The organism is Sphingobium sp. VMM (genome assembly GCF_056790315.1).
The window spans coordinates 222106-240362 of the sequence record NZ_JBXGSI010000007.1 but is presented as its reverse complement, the minus strand read 5'-3'; the positions used below and the strand labels follow the sequence as shown (position 1 = coordinate 240362).

General features: G+C 66.0%; 19 protein-coding genes and 1 tRNA gene. 8 read left to right on the top strand and 12 right to left on the bottom strand.

The genetic code is table 11. The features are described from left to right. Positions 1 to 57: 57 nt before the first annotated feature. From ACUCV3_RS11510 to ACUCV3_RS11500, 3 genes are read left to right on the top strand one after another with little or no spacing between them, the layout of a single operon-like run. Complete coding sequence (locus ACUCV3_RS11510; protein ID WP_482240637.1) at positions 58 to 2076, top strand: hypothetical protein; 2019 nt, start codon at positions 58 to 60, stop codon at positions 2074 to 2076. Further along, positions 2073 to 2588 (top strand): TadE/TadG family type IV pilus assembly protein, encoded by a 516-nt coding sequence (locus ACUCV3_RS11505; RefSeq protein ID WP_279728516.1) that lies wholly within the window; start codon positions 2073 to 2075, stop codon positions 2586 to 2588. Before ACUCV3_RS11510 ends, ACUCV3_RS11505 begins: the two co-directional genes overlap by 4 nt. Beyond that, positions 2585 to 3004 (top strand): TadE/TadG family type IV pilus assembly protein, encoded by a 420-nt coding sequence (locus ACUCV3_RS11500; protein WP_010337972.1) that lies wholly within the window; start codon positions 2585 to 2587, stop codon positions 3002 to 3004. Before ACUCV3_RS11505 ends, ACUCV3_RS11500 begins: the two co-directional genes overlap by 4 nt. A 27-nt stretch (positions 3005 to 3031) precedes the next feature. Here ACUCV3_RS11500 and ACUCV3_RS11495 read toward each other — a convergent pair whose 3' ends face one another. From ACUCV3_RS11495 to ACUCV3_RS11470, 6 genes are all read right to left on the bottom strand, one after another. After that, positions 3032 to 3553, bottom strand: a complete 522-nt coding sequence (locus tag ACUCV3_RS11495; RefSeq protein WP_004212029.1) for a hypothetical protein — start codon at positions 3551 to 3553, stop codon at positions 3032 to 3034. Between the two features lie 55 nt (positions 3554 to 3608). After that, a complete protein-coding gene (gene eda / locus ACUCV3_RS11490) occupies positions 3609 to 4226 on the bottom strand; it encodes a bifunctional 4-hydroxy-2-oxoglutarate aldolase/2-dehydro-3-deoxy-phosphogluconate aldolase (protein WP_017502334.1) in 618 nt (205 codons plus the stop codon). Further along, the gene (gene glk, locus ACUCV3_RS11485) at positions 4223 to 5203 is read right to left on the bottom strand and encodes a glucokinase (RefSeq protein WP_125987052.1); all 981 of its coding nucleotides are present in this window, start codon (positions 5201 to 5203) and stop codon (positions 4223 to 4225) included. Before glk ends, eda begins: the two co-directional genes overlap by 4 nt. 62 nt (positions 5204 to 5265) lie before the next feature. Further along, positions 5266 to 7098 (bottom strand): phosphogluconate dehydratase, encoded by a 1833-nt coding sequence (gene edd, locus ACUCV3_RS11480; RefSeq protein WP_017502335.1) that lies wholly within the window; start codon positions 7096 to 7098, stop codon positions 5266 to 5268. Continuing rightward, positions 7091 to 8566, bottom strand: a complete 1476-nt coding sequence (gene zwf / locus ACUCV3_RS11475; RefSeq protein WP_279728520.1) for a glucose-6-phosphate dehydrogenase — start codon at positions 8564 to 8566, stop codon at positions 7091 to 7093. Before zwf ends, edd begins: the two co-directional genes overlap by 8 nt. Positions 8567 to 8714: 148 nt before the next feature. Beyond that, positions 8715 to 9125 carry a MerC domain-containing protein gene (locus ACUCV3_RS11470; protein ID WP_010337978.1) on the bottom strand — a complete coding sequence of 137 codons (411 nt, stop codon included), beginning with the start codon at positions 9123 to 9125 and terminating at the stop codon, positions 8715 to 8717. A gap of 193 nt (positions 9126 to 9318) precedes the next feature. Here ACUCV3_RS11470 and ACUCV3_RS11465 point away from each other — a divergent pair, with 193 nt between their 5' ends. Beyond that, positions 9319 to 10770, top strand: a complete 1452-nt coding sequence (locus tag ACUCV3_RS11465) for a S41 family peptidase (RefSeq protein ID WP_482240636.1) — start codon at positions 9319 to 9321, stop codon at positions 10768 to 10770. Positions 10771 to 10805: 35 nt separating this feature from the next. Here ACUCV3_RS11465 and ACUCV3_RS11460 read toward each other — a convergent pair whose 3' ends face one another. Beyond that, positions 10806 to 11144 carry a hypothetical protein gene (locus ACUCV3_RS11460; protein WP_482240635.1) on the bottom strand — a complete coding sequence of 113 codons (339 nt, stop codon included), beginning with the start codon at positions 11142 to 11144 and terminating at the stop codon, positions 10806 to 10808. Positions 11145 to 11260: 116 nt separating this feature from the next. On the opposite strand from ACUCV3_RS11460, the gene ACUCV3_RS11455 reads away from it, so the two are divergent. The 3 genes from ACUCV3_RS11455 (at position 11261) to ACUCV3_RS11445 (ending at position 12116) form a co-directional block, all read left to right on the top strand. Continuing rightward, a complete protein-coding gene (locus ACUCV3_RS11455) occupies positions 11261 to 11569 on the top strand; it encodes an autorepressor SdpR family transcription factor (protein ID WP_004212039.1) in 309 nt (102 codons plus the stop codon). Continuing rightward, the gene (locus tag ACUCV3_RS11450; RefSeq protein ID WP_279728523.1) at positions 11554 to 11931 is read left to right on the top strand and encodes an ammonium transporter; all 378 of its coding nucleotides are present in this window, start codon (positions 11554 to 11556) and stop codon (positions 11929 to 11931) included. Before ACUCV3_RS11455 ends, ACUCV3_RS11450 begins: the two co-directional genes overlap by 16 nt. Before the next feature lie 100 nt (positions 11932 to 12031). Then, positions 12032 to 12116: transfer RNA gene (locus ACUCV3_RS11445), tRNA-Leu, on the top strand. Positions 12117 to 12233: 117 nt separating this feature from the next. On the opposite strand, the gene ACUCV3_RS11440 is transcribed toward ACUCV3_RS11445, so the two are convergent. After that, positions 12234 to 13370, bottom strand: a complete 1137-nt coding sequence (locus ACUCV3_RS11440) for an aminotransferase class I/II-fold pyridoxal phosphate-dependent enzyme (protein WP_482240634.1) — start codon at positions 13368 to 13370, stop codon at positions 12234 to 12236. Between the two features lie 57 nt (positions 13371 to 13427). On the opposite strand from ACUCV3_RS11440, the gene ACUCV3_RS11435 reads away from it, so the two are divergent. Next, a complete protein-coding gene (locus ACUCV3_RS11435; protein WP_279728549.1) occupies positions 13428 to 13694 on the top strand; it encodes a hypothetical protein in 267 nt (88 codons plus the stop codon). Positions 13695 to 13823: 129 nt separating this feature from the next. On the opposite strand, the gene pgl is transcribed toward ACUCV3_RS11435, so the two are convergent. The 4 genes from pgl to ACUCV3_RS11415 all read right to left on the bottom strand — a co-directional run bounded on the left by pgl (position 13824) and on the right by ACUCV3_RS11415 (position 18241). Next, positions 13824 to 14516, bottom strand: a complete 693-nt coding sequence (pgl, locus tag ACUCV3_RS11430; protein ID WP_279728525.1) for a 6-phosphogluconolactonase — start codon at positions 14514 to 14516, stop codon at positions 13824 to 13826. Between the two features lie 5 nt (positions 14517 to 14521). Next, complete coding sequence (locus ACUCV3_RS11425) at positions 14522 to 14998, bottom strand: YbaK/EbsC family protein (RefSeq protein ID WP_279728526.1); 477 nt, start codon at positions 14996 to 14998, stop codon at positions 14522 to 14524. Continuing rightward, positions 14995 to 15996 carry a UDP-glucose 4-epimerase GalE gene (galE, locus tag ACUCV3_RS11420; RefSeq protein ID WP_017503447.1) on the bottom strand — a complete coding sequence of 334 codons (1002 nt, stop codon included), beginning with the start codon at positions 15994 to 15996 and terminating at the stop codon, positions 14995 to 14997. The genes ACUCV3_RS11425 and galE overlap by 4 nt, the downstream gene beginning before the upstream one ends. Positions 15997 to 16063: 67 nt before the next feature. Next, complete coding sequence (locus tag ACUCV3_RS11415; protein WP_279728527.1) at positions 16064 to 18241, bottom strand: 3-hydroxyacyl-CoA dehydrogenase NAD-binding domain-containing protein; 2178 nt, start codon at positions 18239 to 18241, stop codon at positions 16064 to 16066. Positions 18242 to 18257: the final 16 nt, after the last annotated feature.

The following is an 18257-nucleotide window of genomic DNA, read 5'->3' as shown; positions in this document are numbered from 1 at the left end:
CAATTAATCAAGTTTTTGCGCGGAATGGCAGTCCCGACATTTCATTCGGGATTATCCATGAAATTCCGCAATTTATTTCTGAGGCATGACGGTAGTGTCAGTGTCGTTGCTGCCCTGTCGCTGATCGGCGTCATCGGCATGGCGGGTCTGGCTGTCGATCTCAATCGCGGCTATGAGCGGCGGATCGCGACCCAGCGCGTGGCCGACATGGCGGCGCTGGCCGCAGCCGTCGCCTACAAGGCGGACGGATCGCAGGCGATATTGCGCCCCACCGCGGTCGACCTGGTCACCGCTCATGGTATCACCGATGCGACCATCGACGTCGCACTGCTGGCCGACACGCCCGAAGCCGGGGCCAAGGCGGTGCGCGTCGAATTGACGACGCCGCTACCGCTCAGCCTCAGCCGCATTTTGGGCGCAGCGGCGACCATGCCCGTAAAGGTCAGCGCGATGGCGCGCCTGGCAGGCAGCGCATCGGCCACGCCCTGCATTCTGGGCCTCGCCTCGTCGGGCAATGCGGTCGAGACGCAGGGCGGCGCGACGATCAACGCGACCGACTGTTCGGTGGTCGGCGCCGGATCGGTCAACAATGGTGGGTCGGGCATCACGGCCAAGGAAATCGTCTCGGGCGCGGCCGACATCATCAACAATTATGGCACATTGTCGGCCGATCTGCTGCGCTATGCCGGCAGCTTTTCCAATCCCAGCTGGAACGGCAATGTCCCGGCGGCGGACAAGCGGATCAACCAGTCGACCGCGATCAGCGACCCGCTCGCCAATTCGATGGATCTCGCCACCGCGCGGCAATTGCTCGGCACCTTCCGCACGCCGCGGACCATCGCCAATCCGGTGACGCCGGCCTGCGCCGACATATGGACGTTCGGCAATTCGCCCTCGGCCGGTGCCGCCCCCTTCCGTCAGGGCAACAGCGCCAAATTCACCGTGCCTGCCGGCAATTACTGCCTGTCGCGGATCACGATCGACGGTGGCATCACTGTCACCTTCCAGGCTGGCTCCACCGTCACCGTCGCCAATGGCGTGTCGGTTGGTGGCGGTTCGACTGTCAATTTCGGTGACAATGTCTGGCGGATCAATGGCGGCTTCAACAGTGGATCGAGCGGCGTCACCTTCGGCAATGGCGAAGTGTCGATCGGCGCCGGCACGGTCAGCTTTGCGGGCACCAACCGGATCGGCACCGGCCCGGTCTCGATCGCGGCGAACATCACGCTGTCGGGCGGCACGTCGCTGGCGGTGGGCGCGGGCAATCACGGCTTCAAGGGGATCAGCGTCGGCGGCGGCAGCTGGATGACGCTGGGCGACGGCGATCTGGACGTCGCCGGCCAGATCAGGATCGATGGTGATTCCACCCTGATCGCGGGCACCGGCAACTACACCCTGGCCAATGCCGGCGGCGACGCCATCACGCTGAGCGGCAGCGGCCGTTTCTTCATGGGGGACGGGCTGTTCAGCGCGAATGGCAATATCGTGACGGCCGGCGGCAGCCGCCTGGTCTTCGGCAAGACCGCCAATCACCTGATCAACGGTAATCTGTCGATCGCCGGATCGGTGCTGTTCGGCGCCGGACGCTACACGGTGAGCGGCGGCCTGACCAACGGCACCGGCGGCACCACCTGGCCCTATACCTCGCCGATCACCAACCAGAGCTGGGGCCAGACGCTGGAGGGCGTGTCGGTATCCGGCTATGACATGGCCGGCGTCAATGTCAGCTTCATCCTGGGCGGGACCATCAACCTGGCCGGCGGGGCCAAGACCAAGCTGATCGCCCCCACCAGCACCGTCGAAGGGGCGGCCATCGCCGACATATTGGTCGACAGCCTGACATCGCAGGCGACCAACTGGGGCGCAGGATCGCAGAATGTCTTTTCCGGCGTGGTCCATCTGCCCAATTCGGCCGTGACCATGTCGGGCGGCAACAACAGCCTGTCGGCGGGCCAGTGCTTCACCCTGATCGCCTATCGCGTCACGGCAAGCGGCGGCGCCAATGCGGGCACCGCCTGCAAGTCGATCAGCGATCTGGTCGGCGGCAGCGGCGGCGATGTGGAGTTGGTGGCATGATCGGCGGCTTGCGAACGCTGCGCCGCTCGGAACGGGGCGTTGCCACCGTCGAGTTCGCGCTGTGGCTGACCCTGTTCTTCACCATCAGCCTGGTCGCGATCGACATCGCCCAGTTCACCATCCAGCGTGGGCGGCTGGCCGAAGCGGTCAGCGGTGCATCGCTGTCGGCCTTCAAGACACGCGACGCGGTGCAGTTCCAGTCCATTCCCGCCTATGTCCAGGCGATGGCGGCGGCGCCGGGGCAAAGCCCGATCACCGTCACCGTCGGCTGCAATGGCGGGACGGGCAATTGCACGAACAGTTCCCGCGTCTGCGCCTGCCTCAGCCAGACGGGCAGCTTCATTCCGACCAACAGTTGCGGCCAGAACTGTGGCAGCGGCGCGAGCGCGAACAGCCGGTCGGGCTATTATCTCGACATCGTCGCGAGCTACAAGTTCAACCCGCAATTCGTCCCGGCCTCGCTCGCGGAAAAGGCGGTCATCACCCAGAAGACGACGGTGCGCCTGCAATGACCCGATGGCTGAACCCTATCCGATCGAACCAGACGGGCGCGGTCGCGGTCGAATTTGCCCTGCTGGCGCCGGTCTTCTTCGCCTGCCTGTTCGGCGTGATCGAACTGGGACGGCTGGCCTGGACCAAGCAGGCGCTGCGCGAGGCTGCCTACAGCACGGCGCGCTGCCATATGGTCAATGACAGCGCGTGCGGCACCACGCAGCAGCAGATCAGCTATGCCGTGGCGCGGGCCAAGGCGAACGGCATCGTCATTGCTGCGGCCAATGTCAGCATTCAGGCCAATGTGGCGTGTCGCGGTGTCGGCCAGGCCAGCATGGTCGAGATCAACAAGCCGTTCAGCTCGCCGATCAGCCAGCTCGTGCCGCTGCCGACGACGGTGTCGGCGAAATCCTGCCTGCCGGGGCTGGCGGGCTGACAGATGGGCTAATGCCCGACGCTCCGGTCAGGGCTGGGGCAGGCGGTTCTTCAGCGCGTCGATGCGGTCATTCTGGCTGTCGACCATCGACAGGACGCTGGCGCGTGCCGCGTCGATATCCGCGACGCCGCCCTTTTCCGATCCATCGGCGACCGCGTTGGAGCGTTCGATGAACAGGGTGTCGAGGCTGGCGAGGGCGGAGACGCTGTCGTTGCGGGCGGATTCGGCGGCGCTGATCGCAACCTGCGCCGCGACCCAGGCGTCGCTTGATACCGATGCCCGACCGGCGCTGTTTACGGCGCGGTCGGCGCTGGCATAGGCCTTGTCGAAATTGGCGCCGCCGCTCTGCGCCTGGCTGGTGAGCTGGCTGATCTGGGCCTTGAGCTTGTCGTCGGCCGGCACGGGAAGCGGGGCGGCAGTCGCCTCGGCCATCGGCGCGCTTTCGACCGGGCGCTTGGCAAGCGAGGGATAGCCTTCATGCGCGCCAGCGCAGCCCGACAGGATCAGGGCGATGGTGGGAAGGAAGCGGCGCGTGATCATGATCTGCATCTAGGGCGGGACCGAACGGGGTGCAATGGCCCTCTGTCCGGTCCCGCGCGATAGATTAGCGGGGCAGGGCGGCAGCTTCGCGCGCCAGTGCCTCGATCTTGTCGGGATCGACCGGCCCCTTGGGCACGACCCAGCTGCCGCCGACGCATTTGATGAAGGGCTGGGCCAGCCATTCGGGCGCGCTCTGGGCGGTGATGCCGCCGGTCGGGCAGAAGCGGGCGGTGTGCAGCGGCGCGGCCAGCGCCTTGAGCGCCGGCAGGCCGCCCGAGGTTTCCGCCGGGAAGAATTTGAAGTGGGACAGGCCCATGTCCATGCCGCGCATGATGTCGCCGGCCGTGGCGGTGCCCGGCAGGAAGGGAATGTTGGCGGCAATCGCGGCCTTGCCCAGCGGTTCGGTGAGGCCGGGGCTGACGATGAAGCGGGCGCCCGCTTCCATCGCGGCGTCGAGCTGGGCCGGGTTCAGCACCGTGCCGGCGCCGACGACCGCGCCCTCGACCTTCGCCATCTCGCGGATGACGTCGAGCGCGGCGGGGGTGCGCAGCGTGACTTCGAGGGCGGGCAGGCCGCCCTTCACCAGCGCCTGGGCAATGGGGAGCGCATCCTCGACCCGATCGACCACCAGCACCGGGATCACCGGGGCCAGTTCCATCACCTGTTCGACGGTCAAGCTCATGCATTCTTCTCCCTAAAGGCCGCGGCAGCGCCGAACAGGCCGATTTCTTCATGGATCGCACAGCGGATCGGCACGGTCGCCATCAGGCTCTCGAACCGGCCCTTGGCCTTGAAGCGGGTGTGGAAGCCGCTCTGTTCGAGAAAATCCTTCATCCGCTGGGTGAGGCCGCCGGCCAGTACCACCGCATGGGGGCCATGCGCCAGTGCCAGATCGCCCGCGACCGAGCCATAGCAGAGGCAGAAGCGGTCGAGCGCGCGACGGGCGAACTCGTCGCTGCCGTCGAGCGCGGCCTGCCACAGTTCGGGGTCTTCCATCAGCATGACCCGGTCGTGACCGATGGTGGCGAGCGCCTTGTAGATATAGTTGAGGCCCGGACCCGACACGATCCGCTCGGTCGAGACGCGCAGGAACTTGTCGCGCAGATAGTCGAGAATCTTCACCTCGATCTGGTCGAGCGGGGCGAAGTCGAGATGGCCGCCTTCGGTCGCAATGACATGGGGATGGCCATCGTCATAGGCGATCATCGCGACGCCAAGGCCGGTGCCGGGACCGACCACGGTGACGCCGCCGTCGCGCGGGAAGGGGCGGTCCTCGCCGAACAGCAGGGGCAGATTTTCGTCGGGCAGGCGCGAGACGGCGTGGGCCACCGCCTCGAAATCATTGACCAGGCGCACGGTGCGCAGGCCCAGATCCTCCGCCAGCGTGTCGGCGCGGATCACCCAGTTGCTATTGGTCAGCTTGATGACCTCGCGGCCGATGGCGGTGGCAAAGGCGATCGAGGCGGCGTCGGGCAACGGGGTGTCGCTATCCTTGCTTTCGTCTTCGACGAACGCGCCCCAGCAGGCCTGGAGGCTGGGATAATCGGCGACCTTGTATTTGCGGACAGTGCCGAGTGTCGGCACGCCCTTGTCGTCCAGCGAGGCGCGGGTGAAGCGCGCATTGGTGCCGCCAATGTCAGCGGCGATGATGTCGGTCATTTGTCTCTCTCTCCGGACATCCGCGCCAGCGCATCCGAGTGCGCCGGCACGAATGGCTGTGCTTATATCGCGAGTTCGGCGTCCATCGCGGCGAGGATCGGGGAAGCGCCCTGTTCGGCAAGGTCGCTATTGTGGCGGAACAGCGCGAACAGTTCGCGGCCGGTGTCATAGGGCGGGGGCGGGGCGGCGGGAATGTCGCGCGCGTCCCAGGTGGCGGCATCGACCAGTGCTTCGACCTGGCCGCTTTCCGCGCAGACGCGGACGAGGTCGCCGTCACGCAGCTTGCCGATCGGGCCACCACCCAGCGCTTCGGGCGACAGATGGATGGCGGCAGGCACCTTGCCCGACGCGCCCGACATGCGGCCGTCGGTCAGCAGGGCGACCTTGAAACCGCGATCCTGCAGCACGCCCAGCGCCGGGGTCAGCTTGTGCAGTTCGGGCATGCCATTGGCACGCGGGCCCTGGAAGCGGACGACGACGACGACGTCACGTTCCAGTTCGCCCGCCTTGAAGGCGCGCAGCACATCGTCCTGATCGTGGAAGATCGCGGCCGGCGCTTCGATCGTCCAGCGTTCCTTGTCGACCGCGCTGACCTTCATCACGCAGCGGCCAAGATTGCCCTGGAGCAGCTTCATGCCACCATCGGCCTGGAACGGGTTGGAGGCCGGACGCAGCATCGCCTCGTCGCGGCTGGCGGGGACATCCTGCCACACCAGCGCGTCATCCTGCAGCACCGGTTCCTTGCCATAATCGGTCAGATCCTGGCGCGCGACGGTCATGATGTCGCGGTGGAGCAGCCCGGCGTCGAGCAGTTCGCGGATGATGACGGCCATGCCGCCCGCCGCGTGGAAATGGTTCACATCGCCCGAGCCATTGGGATAGACGCGCGCCAGCAGCGGCACCACGTCCGACAGTTCGGCAAAGTCGGTCCAGTCGATATGGATGCCGGCCGCGCGCGCGATGGCGGGCAGATGGATCGCATGGTTGGTCGAACCGCCGGTGGCCATCAGGCCGATGATGGCGTTGACGATCGCCTTTTCATCGATGCAGTGGCCGAGCGGGCGATAGTCGTTGCCGTCCCAGCCGATGTCGGCGATGCGATGGGTGGCGGCGCGGGTCAGTTCGCTGCGCAGCTTCGTGCCTGGATTGACGAAGGCGGCGCCGGGCATGTGCAGGCCCATGACTTCCATCATCATCTGGTTGCTATTGGCGGTGCCATAGAAGGTACAGGTGCCCGCGCCATGATAGGAGGCGCTTTCGCTTTCCAGCAATTCCTCGCGACCCACCTTGCCCTCGGCATAGAGCTGGCGGATGCGGACCTTTTCCTTGTTGGCGAGGCCCGAGGGCATCGGCCCGGCCGGGATCAGGATGGTCGGCAGATGGCCAAAGCGCAGCGCGCCGATCAACAGGCCCGGCACGATCTTGTCGCAGATGCCGAGCATCAGATTGCCCTCGAACATCGCATGGCTGAGCGACACGGCGGTCGACAGGGCGATGGTATCACGGCTGAACAGGGAGAGGTCCATGCCGGCCTGGCCCTGGGTCACGCCGTCGCACATGGCGGGCACGCCGCCCGCGACCTGCGCCGTGGCGCCGATCTCGCGCGCGGCGATCTTGATCTGCTCGGGATAGCGGCCATAGGGCTGATGGGCCGAGAGCATGTCATTATAGGCGGTGATGATACCGATGTTCATCGCCCGGCCGGTGCGGATGACAGCCTTGTCCTCGCCGCTGGCGGCAAAGCCATGGGCGAGGTTGCCGCAGGACAGCTGGGCGCGGTTGGTGCCGGCGTCGCGGCCCCGCTCGATCAGGTCGAGATATTTGAGGCGCGTCGCCGCACTGCGCTCGGTGATGCGTTCTGTGACCTTGGCGATCACGGGGTGAAGATCAGTCATGCCAGCTGGCTCCGTCGCGTTCGATTAGGGCAATGGCCGAGGACGGCCCCCAGTTCCCGGAGGAATAGGTCGACACCTTCATGTGCGCCTCCTTCCATCCGTCGATGATGGAATCGATCCAGGCCCATTGGGCTTCCACCTCGTCGCGGCGGACGAACAAGGTCTGGTCGCCGGCGAGCAGGTCCAGGATCAGTCGTTCATAGGCGATGCGGCGACGCTGGCCGGCAAAGGCGGCGGTCAGCGACACGTCGAGCGTCACTTCCTCCAGCTGCACCTGCCGCTCCAGTCCCGGTCGCTTCGACATGATGGTCAGGCGGATATATTCTTCCGGTTGCAGGCGGATCACCAGCGTGTTCGGTTCCAGCCCCGAGCCCCCACCCGAATGCTGTCCGTCACGGCCGAAGATCGAATGGCGCACCGGCTTGAACTCGATCATGATTTCCGACTGGCGCGCGGGCAGCCGCTTGCCGGTGCGCAGGTAGAAGGGCACGCCCTGCCAGCGCCAATTGTCGATATGCGCCTTCAGCGCGACGAAGGTTTCGGTGTCGGACGGCTGGCCCAGTTCGTCGGCATAGCCGGTGACGATCTGGCCGCCGACGGCACCGGGCGTATATTGGCCACGCACGCTGTGGGTCTTGACCGTTTCCGCCGTCATCGGGCGCAGCGAGCGCAGCGCCTTGACCTTCTCGTCGCGCACGGCCGTGGGGTCCATGCGGGCGGGCGGCTCCATCGTCAGGATGGAAAGGATCTGGAGGATATGGTTCTGCACCATGTCGCGTAGCGCGCCGACGCCGTCATAATAGGAGACGCGGCCTTCGAGGCCGACGGTTTCGGCGACGGTGATCTGGACATGGTCGATCGCGGTGGCGTTCCACAGCGGTTCGAACATGACATTGCCGAAGCGGAGCGCCAGCAGGTTCTGAACGGTTTCCTTGCCCAGATAATGGTCGACGCGGAAAATCTGCTCTTCAGCGAACAGGTGGCCGATGCTGTCGTTCACGACCTTGGAGGAAGCGAGATCCTTGCCGATCGGCTTTTCCATCGCGATCCGCGTCCTGGGCGTCAGCAGGCCGGCATCGGCCAGCCCCTGGGCGGTCGGGCCGAACAGCGAGGGCGGGGTGGAGAGATAGACGGAAATGCCGCGTTCCAAGCGTCCATCGACGCGCTCGGCCAGCTCGGCGAAATGCGCACCGTTGCTGGAATCGACCGGCTGATAGAGGATCATCGCGCGGAAACGCGCAGCGATGTCGGCATCATAGCGGTCGGCTGGCAGGAACTGCTTGAGCGCCGCGCAGACTTCCTCGCGAAAGGCCTCGTCATCCATTTCGGTGCGGGCCGAAGCGATGATCAGGAAATCGTCGGGCAGCAGTCCGTCCGACAGAAGATTGTAGAGCGATGGGAAAATCATGCGCCGGGCAAGATCGCCGGTGGCACCGAACAACAGGAACGTGGCAGACGGTTCGGTCAAAGGACAGTCCTTCTCCGTTAGTTATCTATATCTGCACGATGCGGCTCTTATACCGGCCATGCTTCGTTACGCAAGCAGGCTATAGGCAGGAAAATGATGCTGCAACTGCGAACGACTCGCGGGAAGGCGGGGCGGTCTATGGCGTCGGTCAGCAGGCGGTGCGCAGGCCCCGGCGCCAGTTGAGGATATGCGCCCCGGCCAGCAGGGCACTGCCGCCGACGGTCCAGATCGCTTCGCTCAACGGGGTGCGGGCCAGCAGCGCGCCCACGGCCATCAGCAACAGGCCAGCCAGGCCGATGCCGAGCGGCAGCGCGGCGCGGTGGCGGCGCCAGCCCTGCAACAGCGCGAACAGGCTGGTCGGCACGGCGATGGCGAGCATCAGCAGGTGGAAGGATTCGCCCGGATCGATCCGGGCGGCGATGGTCGGCAGCAAGGCGAAGAGCAGCGGCAGGCCCAGGCAATGGACGGTGCAGAGCGCGGAGGCGCAGATGGCGAAGCCGTCCAGCCAGGAGCGGGGGCGGCCGGCCGGATCGCGTTCCGGCGCTTCGCAATGGGGCATGATGGTTCCTAAATGATATAATGTTACATTTTCATCGGCCATATCGATATGGGGGCATGGGAAGTCAAGGGCAGGGGGACGGAAGGCGTTGCCGGGGCGGTTGGTTGACGGCGCGGAAAGCGCTTTTGTTTCAACGCTGTCTTGCCGTGCTGCGGTGCGCGGCCTATCCCGTCTGCGGTCTTTGGGGGGAATAATGATGAAGCATGGGGTTGCGCGCCTGGCGTTGCTGGCGGGTGGGCTGGCGATGCTGGCCGCTTGTGGCGGTGGCGGATCCGACAGTGCGGGCACTGCGCCGCCGACCGTGACGCCCACGCCCACGCCGACCGCCACCTGTTCGGTGCGGGAGCGGCAGGATTGGGCGGCGGCGACGCTCAAGGAATGGTATCTTTTCCCCGAAACCCTGCCGTCCGCGCTCAGCCCGGCCGGCTATGCCAGTGTCGACAGCTATATCGACGCGCTGACGCAGGGCGCGCGGTCGCAGCGGCGGGATCGCTATTTCACCTATCTCACCTCCATCAAGGCGGAGGATGCCTATTATCAGTCGGGGTCGAGCGCCGGCTTCGGCCTGCGCTTCGCGACCGACAGCGGGGGTACCCGCCTGTTCGTCATCGAAGCGTTCGAGAACGGCCCGGCGCTGGCCGCCGGCATCGATCGCGGCGCGGAGATATTGGAGATCGGCACCAGCATCACCAACATGCGCAGCGTGTCGTCGCTGTTCGCGTCGGGCGGTGCCGATGCCGTGGCCGATGCGATGGGGCCGGACAGTGCCGGAACCACGCGGCTGCTGCGCATCGCCGACGCGACCAGTACGCGGACCGTATCGGTAACCAAGCGCGACTTCGACCTGATGCCGGTATCGAACCGCTATGGCGCACGAGTGATCGACGATGGCGGCCGCCGTGTCGGCTATGTCAATCTGCGCACCTTCATCCTGTCGGCGGAACAGCCGCTGCGCGACGCCTTTGCCGGTTTCAAGGCGCAGGGCGTGACCGACATCATCCTCGACCTGCGCTATAATGGCGGCGGCCTGGTGTCGACGGCCAAGCTGCTGGGCGATCTGATGGGCGCGAACCGGGCGCCGACCGACGTCTTCACCCGCATGACCTTCCGCCCGGAAAAGAGCGCGGAGAACGAGACCTATAATTTCGAGCCGCTGGCGCAATCGGTGGCGCCCACGCGGATCGCCTTCATCGGCAGCGGCGGGACGGCATCGGCGAGCGAACTGGTGATCAACGCCTTCATCCCCTATCTGGGCGCGCAGGCTGGGCTGATCGGCGCCAACACCTATGGCAAGCCGGTCGGCCAGATCGCGGTCGATCGCGCGGCCTGTGACGACCGGTTGCGCGTGGTGGCCTTCGCCACCCAGAACAGCGCGGGCAATGCCGATTATTATGACGGGCTGGCGAGCAGCATGAAGGCCAGTTGCCAGTCGTGGGACGATATCAGCTATCCGCTGGGCGACCCGCGCGAAGCGTCGGTCCGACAGGCGCTGGACTTCATCGCCGGGCGCAGCTGCACGCCGATCGGCGGCGCGGTGGCGACGCTCAGCCGCAAGGCGGTGACGTCGCCGGTGTCCGCCCCGCGCGAATTGCTGGCGCCGCAGCGGCCCAATCCGGCCCAGCGCGAGGTGCCGGGGCTGTTCTGACCGGCCGGCCGATCAGGTGGCAGCGCTGACTGTGATCAGCGCTGCTTCTTGGTGATGGTCGCGGTGAAATCGGGATCCTTGTTCGCCACCCAGTCGACAAACTTGCGGATCGGCGGATGGAGCAGCAGGCCCTCCACGTCCATGCGGTGGCGCTGCAGTTCGGAATTGGTGAAATTGGCGATCAGCGTCTGCTGGCAGATGCCGTGCATCGGCACGACATCGCGGCCGCCCCGGCTCTTGGGAACGGGATGGTGCCACACGATGGTCGTGCCCGTTGGACGCCCGCACAACCAGCAGGGCGGCGGGGGCGGCGCTTCCGCTTCCTCGCGCTGCACATCTTCATAGGGGCCATGTTTGGAATATTTGCGGGCCATGTCTCTGCCTGGATTGAAGGAAACTTTGGCCGCTCCCTATCGCAGCCGGCGCGGCAGCGCCACGAGGATCGTCATGGCCGCTTGACTCATTTCGATATTTAGCTAATCATCTCATCATGAGCCAGGTCTTCCGCGCCTTGTCCGATCCGACCCGTCGCCGGGTGCTGCAATTGCTGCGGCAGGGGCCGATGAGCGCGGGTGAGCTGAGCGACCAGTTCGATGTCTCCAAACCGACCATGTCGGCGCATTTCGCGGTGCTGAAGGAGGCCGACCTGGTCCATGCGGAAAAGGCCGGCAAGTCGGTCATCTATCATCTCAAGCTGTCGGTGCTGGAAGAGGCGCTGCTGGGCTTTGCCCAGTCGTTCGGCATCGGCGTGGAGGCGCCGGATCAGCATCGGGAGAAGGCAGGATGGACAGGGAATTGAAGGCGGGCCTGCTCTGGGGCGGCGGTATCCTGCTGCTGGCGCTGGCCGCCAGTCAGGGGCGCAAGCTCGACTGGCTGGACAGTGACATGGTCACGCGGCTGGTGATCGGCGCCAACGGGTTGATGATCGCCTGGTATGGCAATCGCATGCCCAAGGCTTTCCTGCCCGACGCCTGCGCGCGGCAGGTGGCACGCGTCGGCGGCTGGTCGATGGCGCTCAGCGGCATTATCTATGCCGGCTTCTGGGCGTTCGCGCCGATACCGGTGGCGGTCGTTGGCGGCTGCATCGCGGTGGCGGTGGGGATGGCCGTGACGATCGGCTATGGCCTCGCCTTGCGCGCTCGGTTGCGGGCCCGCCGCTAGGCCCTTGTTTCGCCTGCCTGGCGGCTTTGTTGCGGGAGTGATTTTTGGGGGCTTTGCAGCCGGTTCATGACCTGCTAGGTGCCCCCTTCCACGATCAGATGCGGGCGTGGTGAAACTGGTAGACGCGCCGGACTCAAAATCCGGTTCCGCAAGGAGTGTCGGTTCGATTCCGACCGCCCGCACCACTATTTGATTGGCCTCAGGCGCCGGCGCGGGCATCCGCCCGCTTGGCTTTCCTCGCATAAGCTCGGACGGCCTTTGGCCTTGCGGACCCTCTCGGGTCCGTTAGCTCATTTCTTTTTTCAGCGGCCCGGCTGCGCCTGGAACCAGGGGATCATCCGCGCAATCGCATCCTCGACCCGGTCGGTCGAGACGGCGAAGCTGAAGCGGATGAAGCGGTGGCCGTCGACCGGATCGAAATCGATACCGGGCGCTGTGGCGACGCCGGTCTCGCGCAGCAACTTCTGGCAAAAGGCCAGGCTGTCATTGGTGAGATGGCTGATATCGGCATAGATATAGAAGGCGCCATCGGGCGGCGCGATGCTGGCGAGGCCGAGCGCGGGCAGGGCGTCGAGCAGCAATTGCCGGTTGCGGCGATAGGTGTCGACATGGCCCTCCAGCTCATCGGTGCAGTCGAAGGCGGCAAGCCCCGCCTGCTGCGCCAGCACCGGCGGCGTGAGGAACAGATTGCCCATCCGCGCCCGCGCCGCGCCGATCAGGTCGGCGGGCACGACGATCCAGCCCAGCCGCCAGCCGGCCATGCTGAAATATTTGGAGAAGCTGTTCACGATCACCGCATCGGGGGCAAATTCCAGCATCGACCGGGCCGGCTCGCCGAAGCTGAGGCCATGATAGATTTCGTCGGAGATGATGCGGATGCCACGGTCGGCGCAGACCCTGGCGATCGCCGCCAGTTCGTCGGCCGGGATGATCGTGCCGGTCGGGTTGGCCGGGCTGGCGAGGATCAGGCCGTCTGGCGCGGGATCGAGCGCAGCCAGCGCGTCGGCGCTGATCTGATAGCGTTCGGCCGGACCGCAGGCGATCTCGACCGGCTCCAGATAGAGGGCCTTCAACGTGTTGCGATAGGCGACATAGCCCGGCCGTGCGGTGGCGACGCGGGCGCCGGGCGCGAACAGGCTGGTGAGCGCCAGCACCAGGCCGGGCGACGCGCCGCAGGTCAGCAGAACCTGTTCTGGATCGACAGCGACATTGTGCCGATCGGTATAGAGGCGGGCGATCCGCTCCTTGAGCGCCGGACTTTCCCAATAGCCCATCGGATCGGTGTCGAGCACCTCATGCGCTAGCGCGATCGCGGCGGCCGGCGCGCCGGTCGAGGGCTGGCCGAACTCCATATGCAGGATGGAGCGGCCCGCAGCCTTGAGGGCATGGGCCTCGCGGCTGATGGCGATGGCGTGGAAGGGATCGATCTGGGCAATCATGCCGGGTGCCTATTCTGTGCGGGCAACCATGTCCATGGCCGCTACGTTCTGTCTGGCATGAACCAGGCGCTGCTCACCGCCCTGCAATATTATGGCGCGGGAGCGGCCACGCTCGCGGCGCTGGTGGTGTCGCTGAACCTGGGGCGGCGGATTACCGGCTGGGCCTTCGTGCTGTTCGCCACCAGTTCGATCGCGCTGATCGGCTGGGGCTTTCTCGACAAGGACAGCGAGGGGATCGGCTGGCAGAATGTCGCGCTGTTGGCGATCAACGCGGTCGGGGTGTGGCGTTATCTGATCTCGAAACATAAGGTACGGGACCGATGATCCTCCCCTGCAAGGGGAGGTGGCGCGCGCGAAGCGCGTGACGGAGGGGTGTTGCCCTATCGCAAACGGGATACCCCTCCACCATTTGCTGCGCACATGGTCCCCCTCCCCTTGCGGGGGAGGATGTTTTTAGGATTCCGCGATCCACACCTCGACCGGCACCTCGTCCTGCAGCAGGGCGAGGCGGATCGGGAGTTCTTCGACCGGGCCGCCGGCGAGCGCCTGGTCATAGACCGCCTTCTTGCCCGCGCCGCCGATCTGCAGGAAGATATGGCGGCTTTGCAGGATCGCGTGCGCGGTCAGCGACAGGCGCTGGTGCGGCGCGACCGGAGGGGTGGCAGCGATAGTGTAAGCCTGAGTGGAAAGCCCTTCGGCCAATTCCTTGCCTTCCGGGAAGATCGAGGCGGTATGGCCGTCATCGCCCATGCCGAGCAGGATGATGTCGAACGGCCAGGGCAGGGCGGCAAAGTCCGCCTCGACCGCGCTTTGGCCGGCATAGGCGTCGGCGGCGCCGTTCTTCATCGGCACGAAGCGGGCGGCGGCCGCCGGGCCCTGGAGCAGGGTTTCGCGCACCAGCCGTTCGTTGCTGTCGGCGCTGACCGGATCGACCCAGCGTTCGTCGACCAGCGTGACGATCAGCTTCGTCCAGTCGAGCGGAACCTTCGACAGCGCTTCCAGCACGGGGCGGGGCGAGCGGCCGCCCGAGACGGCGAGCGTCGCGACACCCCGTTCGGCGATCGCCTCCGACAACAGCATGGCGATGCGGGCGGCGATATCGGTGGCGGCCTGCGCACCGGTGGCGAAAAGATGTTCGGTCGGCATGGCTCTCACTCGACGATTTCGGGAAGGGTGCAGATGTCGATCCATTGCGCCCCGGTCAAGGCGGCAAGCCGTTCGGGCGTCAGTTCGACCGAGGCGGTGCGCGATCCCGCCGCCGGAAACACGGTGCCGAACGCCTGCAACGAGACATCGCAATAGACGGGCAGGGCACTGGCGAGACCGAAGGGGCAGACGCCGCCGACCGGATGGCCGGTAATCTCCTCCACCTCATGCGCGCCCAGCATGCGCGGCTTGGCGCCCAGCGCCGCCTTCGCCTTGCCATTGGACAGGCGGGCGTCGCCGCGCGCGCAGACCAGCACCACCGTCTCGCCGACGCGCAGCGACAGGGTCTTGGCGATGCGCGCCGGTTCGACGCCCAGCGCGGCGGCCGCCTCGATCACCGTTGCAGTGCTGACGCCCTGGTCGATGATCGCCACATCGGGCGCCTGCGCGGCGAAGAAGGCGCGGACGCTGGCTTCGCTCATGCCTTCTGGATATCGCTGAGCTTGCGTTCCCAGGCGAGCGCATGGTCGACGATCTGGCCGAGGTCGGCATAGCGCGGCTGCCAGGGAAATTCCGCCATCAGCGCGCTATTGTCGGAAATCAGCGCATCGGGATCGCCCGCACGGCGCCCTTCCAACCGGCGCTCGATCGTCATGTTCGTGACCCGGTCGACCGCGTCCAGCACTTCGAGCACGGAGAAGCCCCGGCCATAGCCGCAATTGAGCATGTAATTGCGATCGGGGTGGGCGATCAGCGCTTCGAGCGCCAGCACATGGGCGGCGGCGAGATCGCTGACATGGATATAGTCGCGCACGCCGGTGCCGTCGGGCGTGGCGAAATCCGTGCCGAAGACGCTGACATGGCTGCGCTTGCCCAGTGCCGCCTCGACCGCGACCTTGATCAGGTGAGTGGCGCCAGCCGTCGACTGGCCGGTGCGGCCCTGCGGATCGGCGCCGGCGACGTTGAAATAGCGCAGTGCGCAGAAGTTCATGGCGTGGGCGGCGGCGACGTCGCGCAGCATATACTCCGTCATCAGCTTCGACATACCATAGGGATTGATCGGCCGCTGCGGCGTCGTTTCCCTGACCGGGCTTTCCTCCGGGATGCCATAGGTGGCGGCGGTCGAGGAGAAGATGAAATGGGGCACGCCGACGGCGACCACGCTCTCCAGCAGGTCGCGGGTCTTGGCGCTATTATTGTTATAATATTTGAGCGGGTTCTCGACCGATTCCGGCACCACCACCGATCCGGCGAAATGCATGATCGCCTGAACGCCATGTTCGCGCAGCGTCGCCTGTACCAGCGGCTGGTCGGCAATGTCGCCCTGCACGAAGGGGACGTCCTGCGGCACGGCCCAGCGGAAGCCGGTGACCAGATTGTCGATCACCACCACGCCATAGCCGGCATCCTTCAGCGCCAGCACCGCATGGCTGCCGATATAGCCGGCGCCGCCCGTGACCAGAACCGTTGGCTTGCTCATAAGAAAAAGGTCTCCCCGAATATGTCCGGGGAGACCTAATACAGAAGCGTTACGATTTACAAATCGCTCATGCTGCAGCGCGAGACGGAACGGGGCGATAGAAGGTCGCGCCGTTGGCGGCCATTTCCCGCAACTGCGCCGTGGGGGCGAAGCGCGGGCCATGGGCGGCGGCTAGCCGGTCCAGCACGGCCACGACATGGGCGATGCCGACCGTGTCCATATGGCTGAACGGACCGCCGGTGTAAGGCGCGAAGCCCCAGCCGAAGATCGCGCCGATGTCGCCATCTTCCGGCGTTTCCAGCACGCCTTCCTCGAAGCAGCGGGCGCATTCGATCAGCTGGCGATAGAGGAGGCGTTCCTTGACTTCCTCGACATCCGGCTGGGCGTCGGCGCGCGGGAACAGATCGCCCAGCACCGGCGAGAGATGCTTCTTGCCGCCTTCGGGATAGTCGTACCAGCCCTTGCCATTCTTGCGGCCCAGGCGATCGGCCTCGACCATCTTGAGCATGATGTCGTCCGACCCCTGGGGAACATAGGCGTCGCCCAGTTCCTTCTTGGCGGCGGTCATGATCTTGACGCCCAGTTCGATCGACACTTCATCGCTGACCGCCAGCGGGCCGGTCGGCATGCCAAGCTGCTTGCCGGCATTTTCGATGAGCGCCGGATTGATGCCTTCGCCGACCAGTTCCGCGCCTTCCTGCACATAGGTGCCGAAGCTGCGCGAGGTGTAGAAGCCGCGGCTGTCATGGACAACGATCGGCGTCTTCTTGATCTGGGCAACGAAGTCGAGCGCCTTGGCGATCGCGGCCGGGCCGGTCTTTTCACCCAGGATGATCTCGACCAGCGGCATCTTCTCGACCGGCGAGAAGAAGTGGACGCCGATGAAATTCTCGGGCTTGGACCAGGCATTGGCCAGCTTGGTGATCGGCAGGGTCGAGGTGTTGGAACCGAAGATGGTGTCGGCGCCCAGCACGGCTTCGACCTGCTTGGTCACTTCCGCCTTGATGCTCACATCCTCGAACACCGCCTCGATCACGAAGTCGGCGCCGGCGAGTGCTGCATAGTCGGTGGTGGGCGTCACGCGGGCCAGGGTGGCGGCCATCTTCTCGGGCGTCATGCCACGGCCCAGGCGCTTGGCCAGCACCGCTTCGACATGGGCCTTGCCCTTCTCGGCATAGGCCTGGTCGCGGTCGAACAGCACCACGTCCATGCCGGCCTGCGCCGCGACGGTGGCGATGCCCGCGCCCATCATGCCGGCGCCCAGCATGGCGAGCTTGGTGGTCGGCGCCTTGGGCTCGTCCTTGGGACGACGCGCGCCGCGCTCGGCCGCCTGCTTGTTGACGAACAGGGTGCGGATCATGTTCGACGCCTGCGGATCGGCAGCGACCTTCGCGAAATATTTGCTCTCGATCCGGATCGCCCGGTCCATCGGCAGGGTGATGCCCTCATAGACCGCCGACAGCAAAGCGATCGGCGCGTTCATGTTGCGCTGGGTCTGCTTGAGCGTCATCGGCAGGGCGCCGGCCATGGTCTGGACGAAGGCGGGGTTGAAGCCGCCCGCGCCGCCTGGAACCTTGAAGCCCTTGACGTCCCAGGGCTGGGTATTGGCGGTCGGGTTCGCCTTGACCCAGTCCTTGGCGGCGGCAAGCGCCGTGCCCTGCGGCACCACGGTGTCGACGACCTTCAGCATCGCGGCTTCGGCCGGGCGGAACAGCTTGCCCTGCAGCATGTACATCAGCGACGCCTGCACGCCCATGATGCGCGGCAGGCGCTGCGATCCGCCGCCGCCGGGGAACAGGCCGATCAGGATTTCGGGCAGGCCGAGCTGGGTCTTGGGGCTGTCGCCGACGAAGCGGCGATGGCAGGCCAGCGCCAGTTCGAAGCCGCCGCCGACGCAGGTGCCCTCGATCGCGCAGGCGACCGGCTTGCCGGCGGTTTCCAGGCGACGGAACAACTGGTTCAGCACGAACACATTGTCGAAGATCGCGGTGGGGGCGGGGCGCTGTCCATCAGCGCTGGCGAGCATCGACCCGAAATATTTCAGGTCCATGCCGGCCATGAAGCCGCTGTCCTTGCCCGATGCGATGACCGCGCCCTTGATGCCCTCTTCCGACGCGATGCGGGTGATGGCGGCGTCGAGGTCAGCCAGGAAGTCGGGGCCGATGACGTTCATCGACTGGCCGGGCACGTCGATCGTCAGGGTGGCGATGCCGTCGGCATCGATGTCGAAGCGGATGGTTTCCATGTGTGTCTCTCCTTGC

Coding starts and splice junctions, on each gene's coding strand:
- ACUCV3_RS11510 (WP_482240637.1), top strand. CDS start 58: ATGAAATTCCGCAATTTATTTCTGAGGCATGACGGTAGTGTCAGTGTC.
- ACUCV3_RS11505 (WP_279728516.1), top strand. CDS start 2,073: ATGATCGGCGGCTTGCGAACGCTGCGCCGCTCGGAACGGGGCGTTGCC.
- ACUCV3_RS11500 (WP_010337972.1), top strand. CDS start 2,585: ATGACCCGATGGCTGAACCCTATCCGATCGAACCAGACGGGCGCGGTC.
- ACUCV3_RS11495 (WP_004212029.1), bottom strand. CDS start 3,553: ATGCAGATCATGATCACGCGCCGCTTCCTTCCCACCATCGCCCTGATC.
- eda (WP_017502334.1), bottom strand. CDS start 4,226: ATGAGCTTGACCGTCGAACAGGTGATGGAACTGGCCCCGGTGATCCCG.
- glk (WP_125987052.1), bottom strand. CDS start 5,203: ATGACCGACATCATCGCCGCTGACATTGGCGGCACCAATGCGCGCTTC.
- edd (WP_017502335.1), bottom strand. CDS start 7,098: ATGACTGATCTTCACCCCGTGATCGCCAAGGTCACAGAACGCATCACC.
- ACUCV3_RS11470 (WP_010337978.1), bottom strand. CDS start 9,125: ATGCCCCATTGCGAAGCGCCGGAACGCGATCCGGCCGGCCGCCCCCGC.
- ACUCV3_RS11465 (WP_482240636.1), top strand. CDS start 9,319: ATGATGAAGCATGGGGTTGCGCGCCTGGCGTTGCTGGCGGGTGGGCTG.
- ACUCV3_RS11460 (WP_482240635.1), bottom strand. CDS start 11,144: ATGGCCCGCAAATATTCCAAACATGGCCCCTATGAAGATGTGCAGCGC.
- ACUCV3_RS11455 (WP_004212039.1), top strand. CDS start 11,261: ATGAGCCAGGTCTTCCGCGCCTTGTCCGATCCGACCCGTCGCCGGGTG.
- ACUCV3_RS11450 (WP_279728523.1), top strand. CDS start 11,554: ATGGACAGGGAATTGAAGGCGGGCCTGCTCTGGGGCGGCGGTATCCTG.
- ACUCV3_RS11440 (WP_482240634.1), bottom strand. CDS start 13,370: ATGATTGCCCAGATCGATCCCTTCCACGCCATCGCCATCAGCCGCGAG.
- ACUCV3_RS11435 (WP_279728549.1), top strand. CDS start 13,428: ATGAACCAGGCGCTGCTCACCGCCCTGCAATATTATGGCGCGGGAGCG.
- pgl (WP_279728525.1), bottom strand. CDS start 14,516: ATGCCGACCGAACATCTTTTCGCCACCGGTGCGCAGGCCGCCACCGAT.
- ACUCV3_RS11425 (WP_279728526.1), bottom strand. CDS start 14,998: ATGAGCGAAGCCAGCGTCCGCGCCTTCTTCGCCGCGCAGGCGCCCGAT.
- galE (WP_017503447.1), bottom strand. CDS start 15,996: ATGAGCAAGCCAACGGTTCTGGTCACGGGCGGCGCCGGCTATATCGGC.
- ACUCV3_RS11415 (WP_279728527.1), bottom strand. CDS start 18,241: ATGGAAACCATCCGCTTCGACATCGATGCCGACGGCATCGCCACCCTG.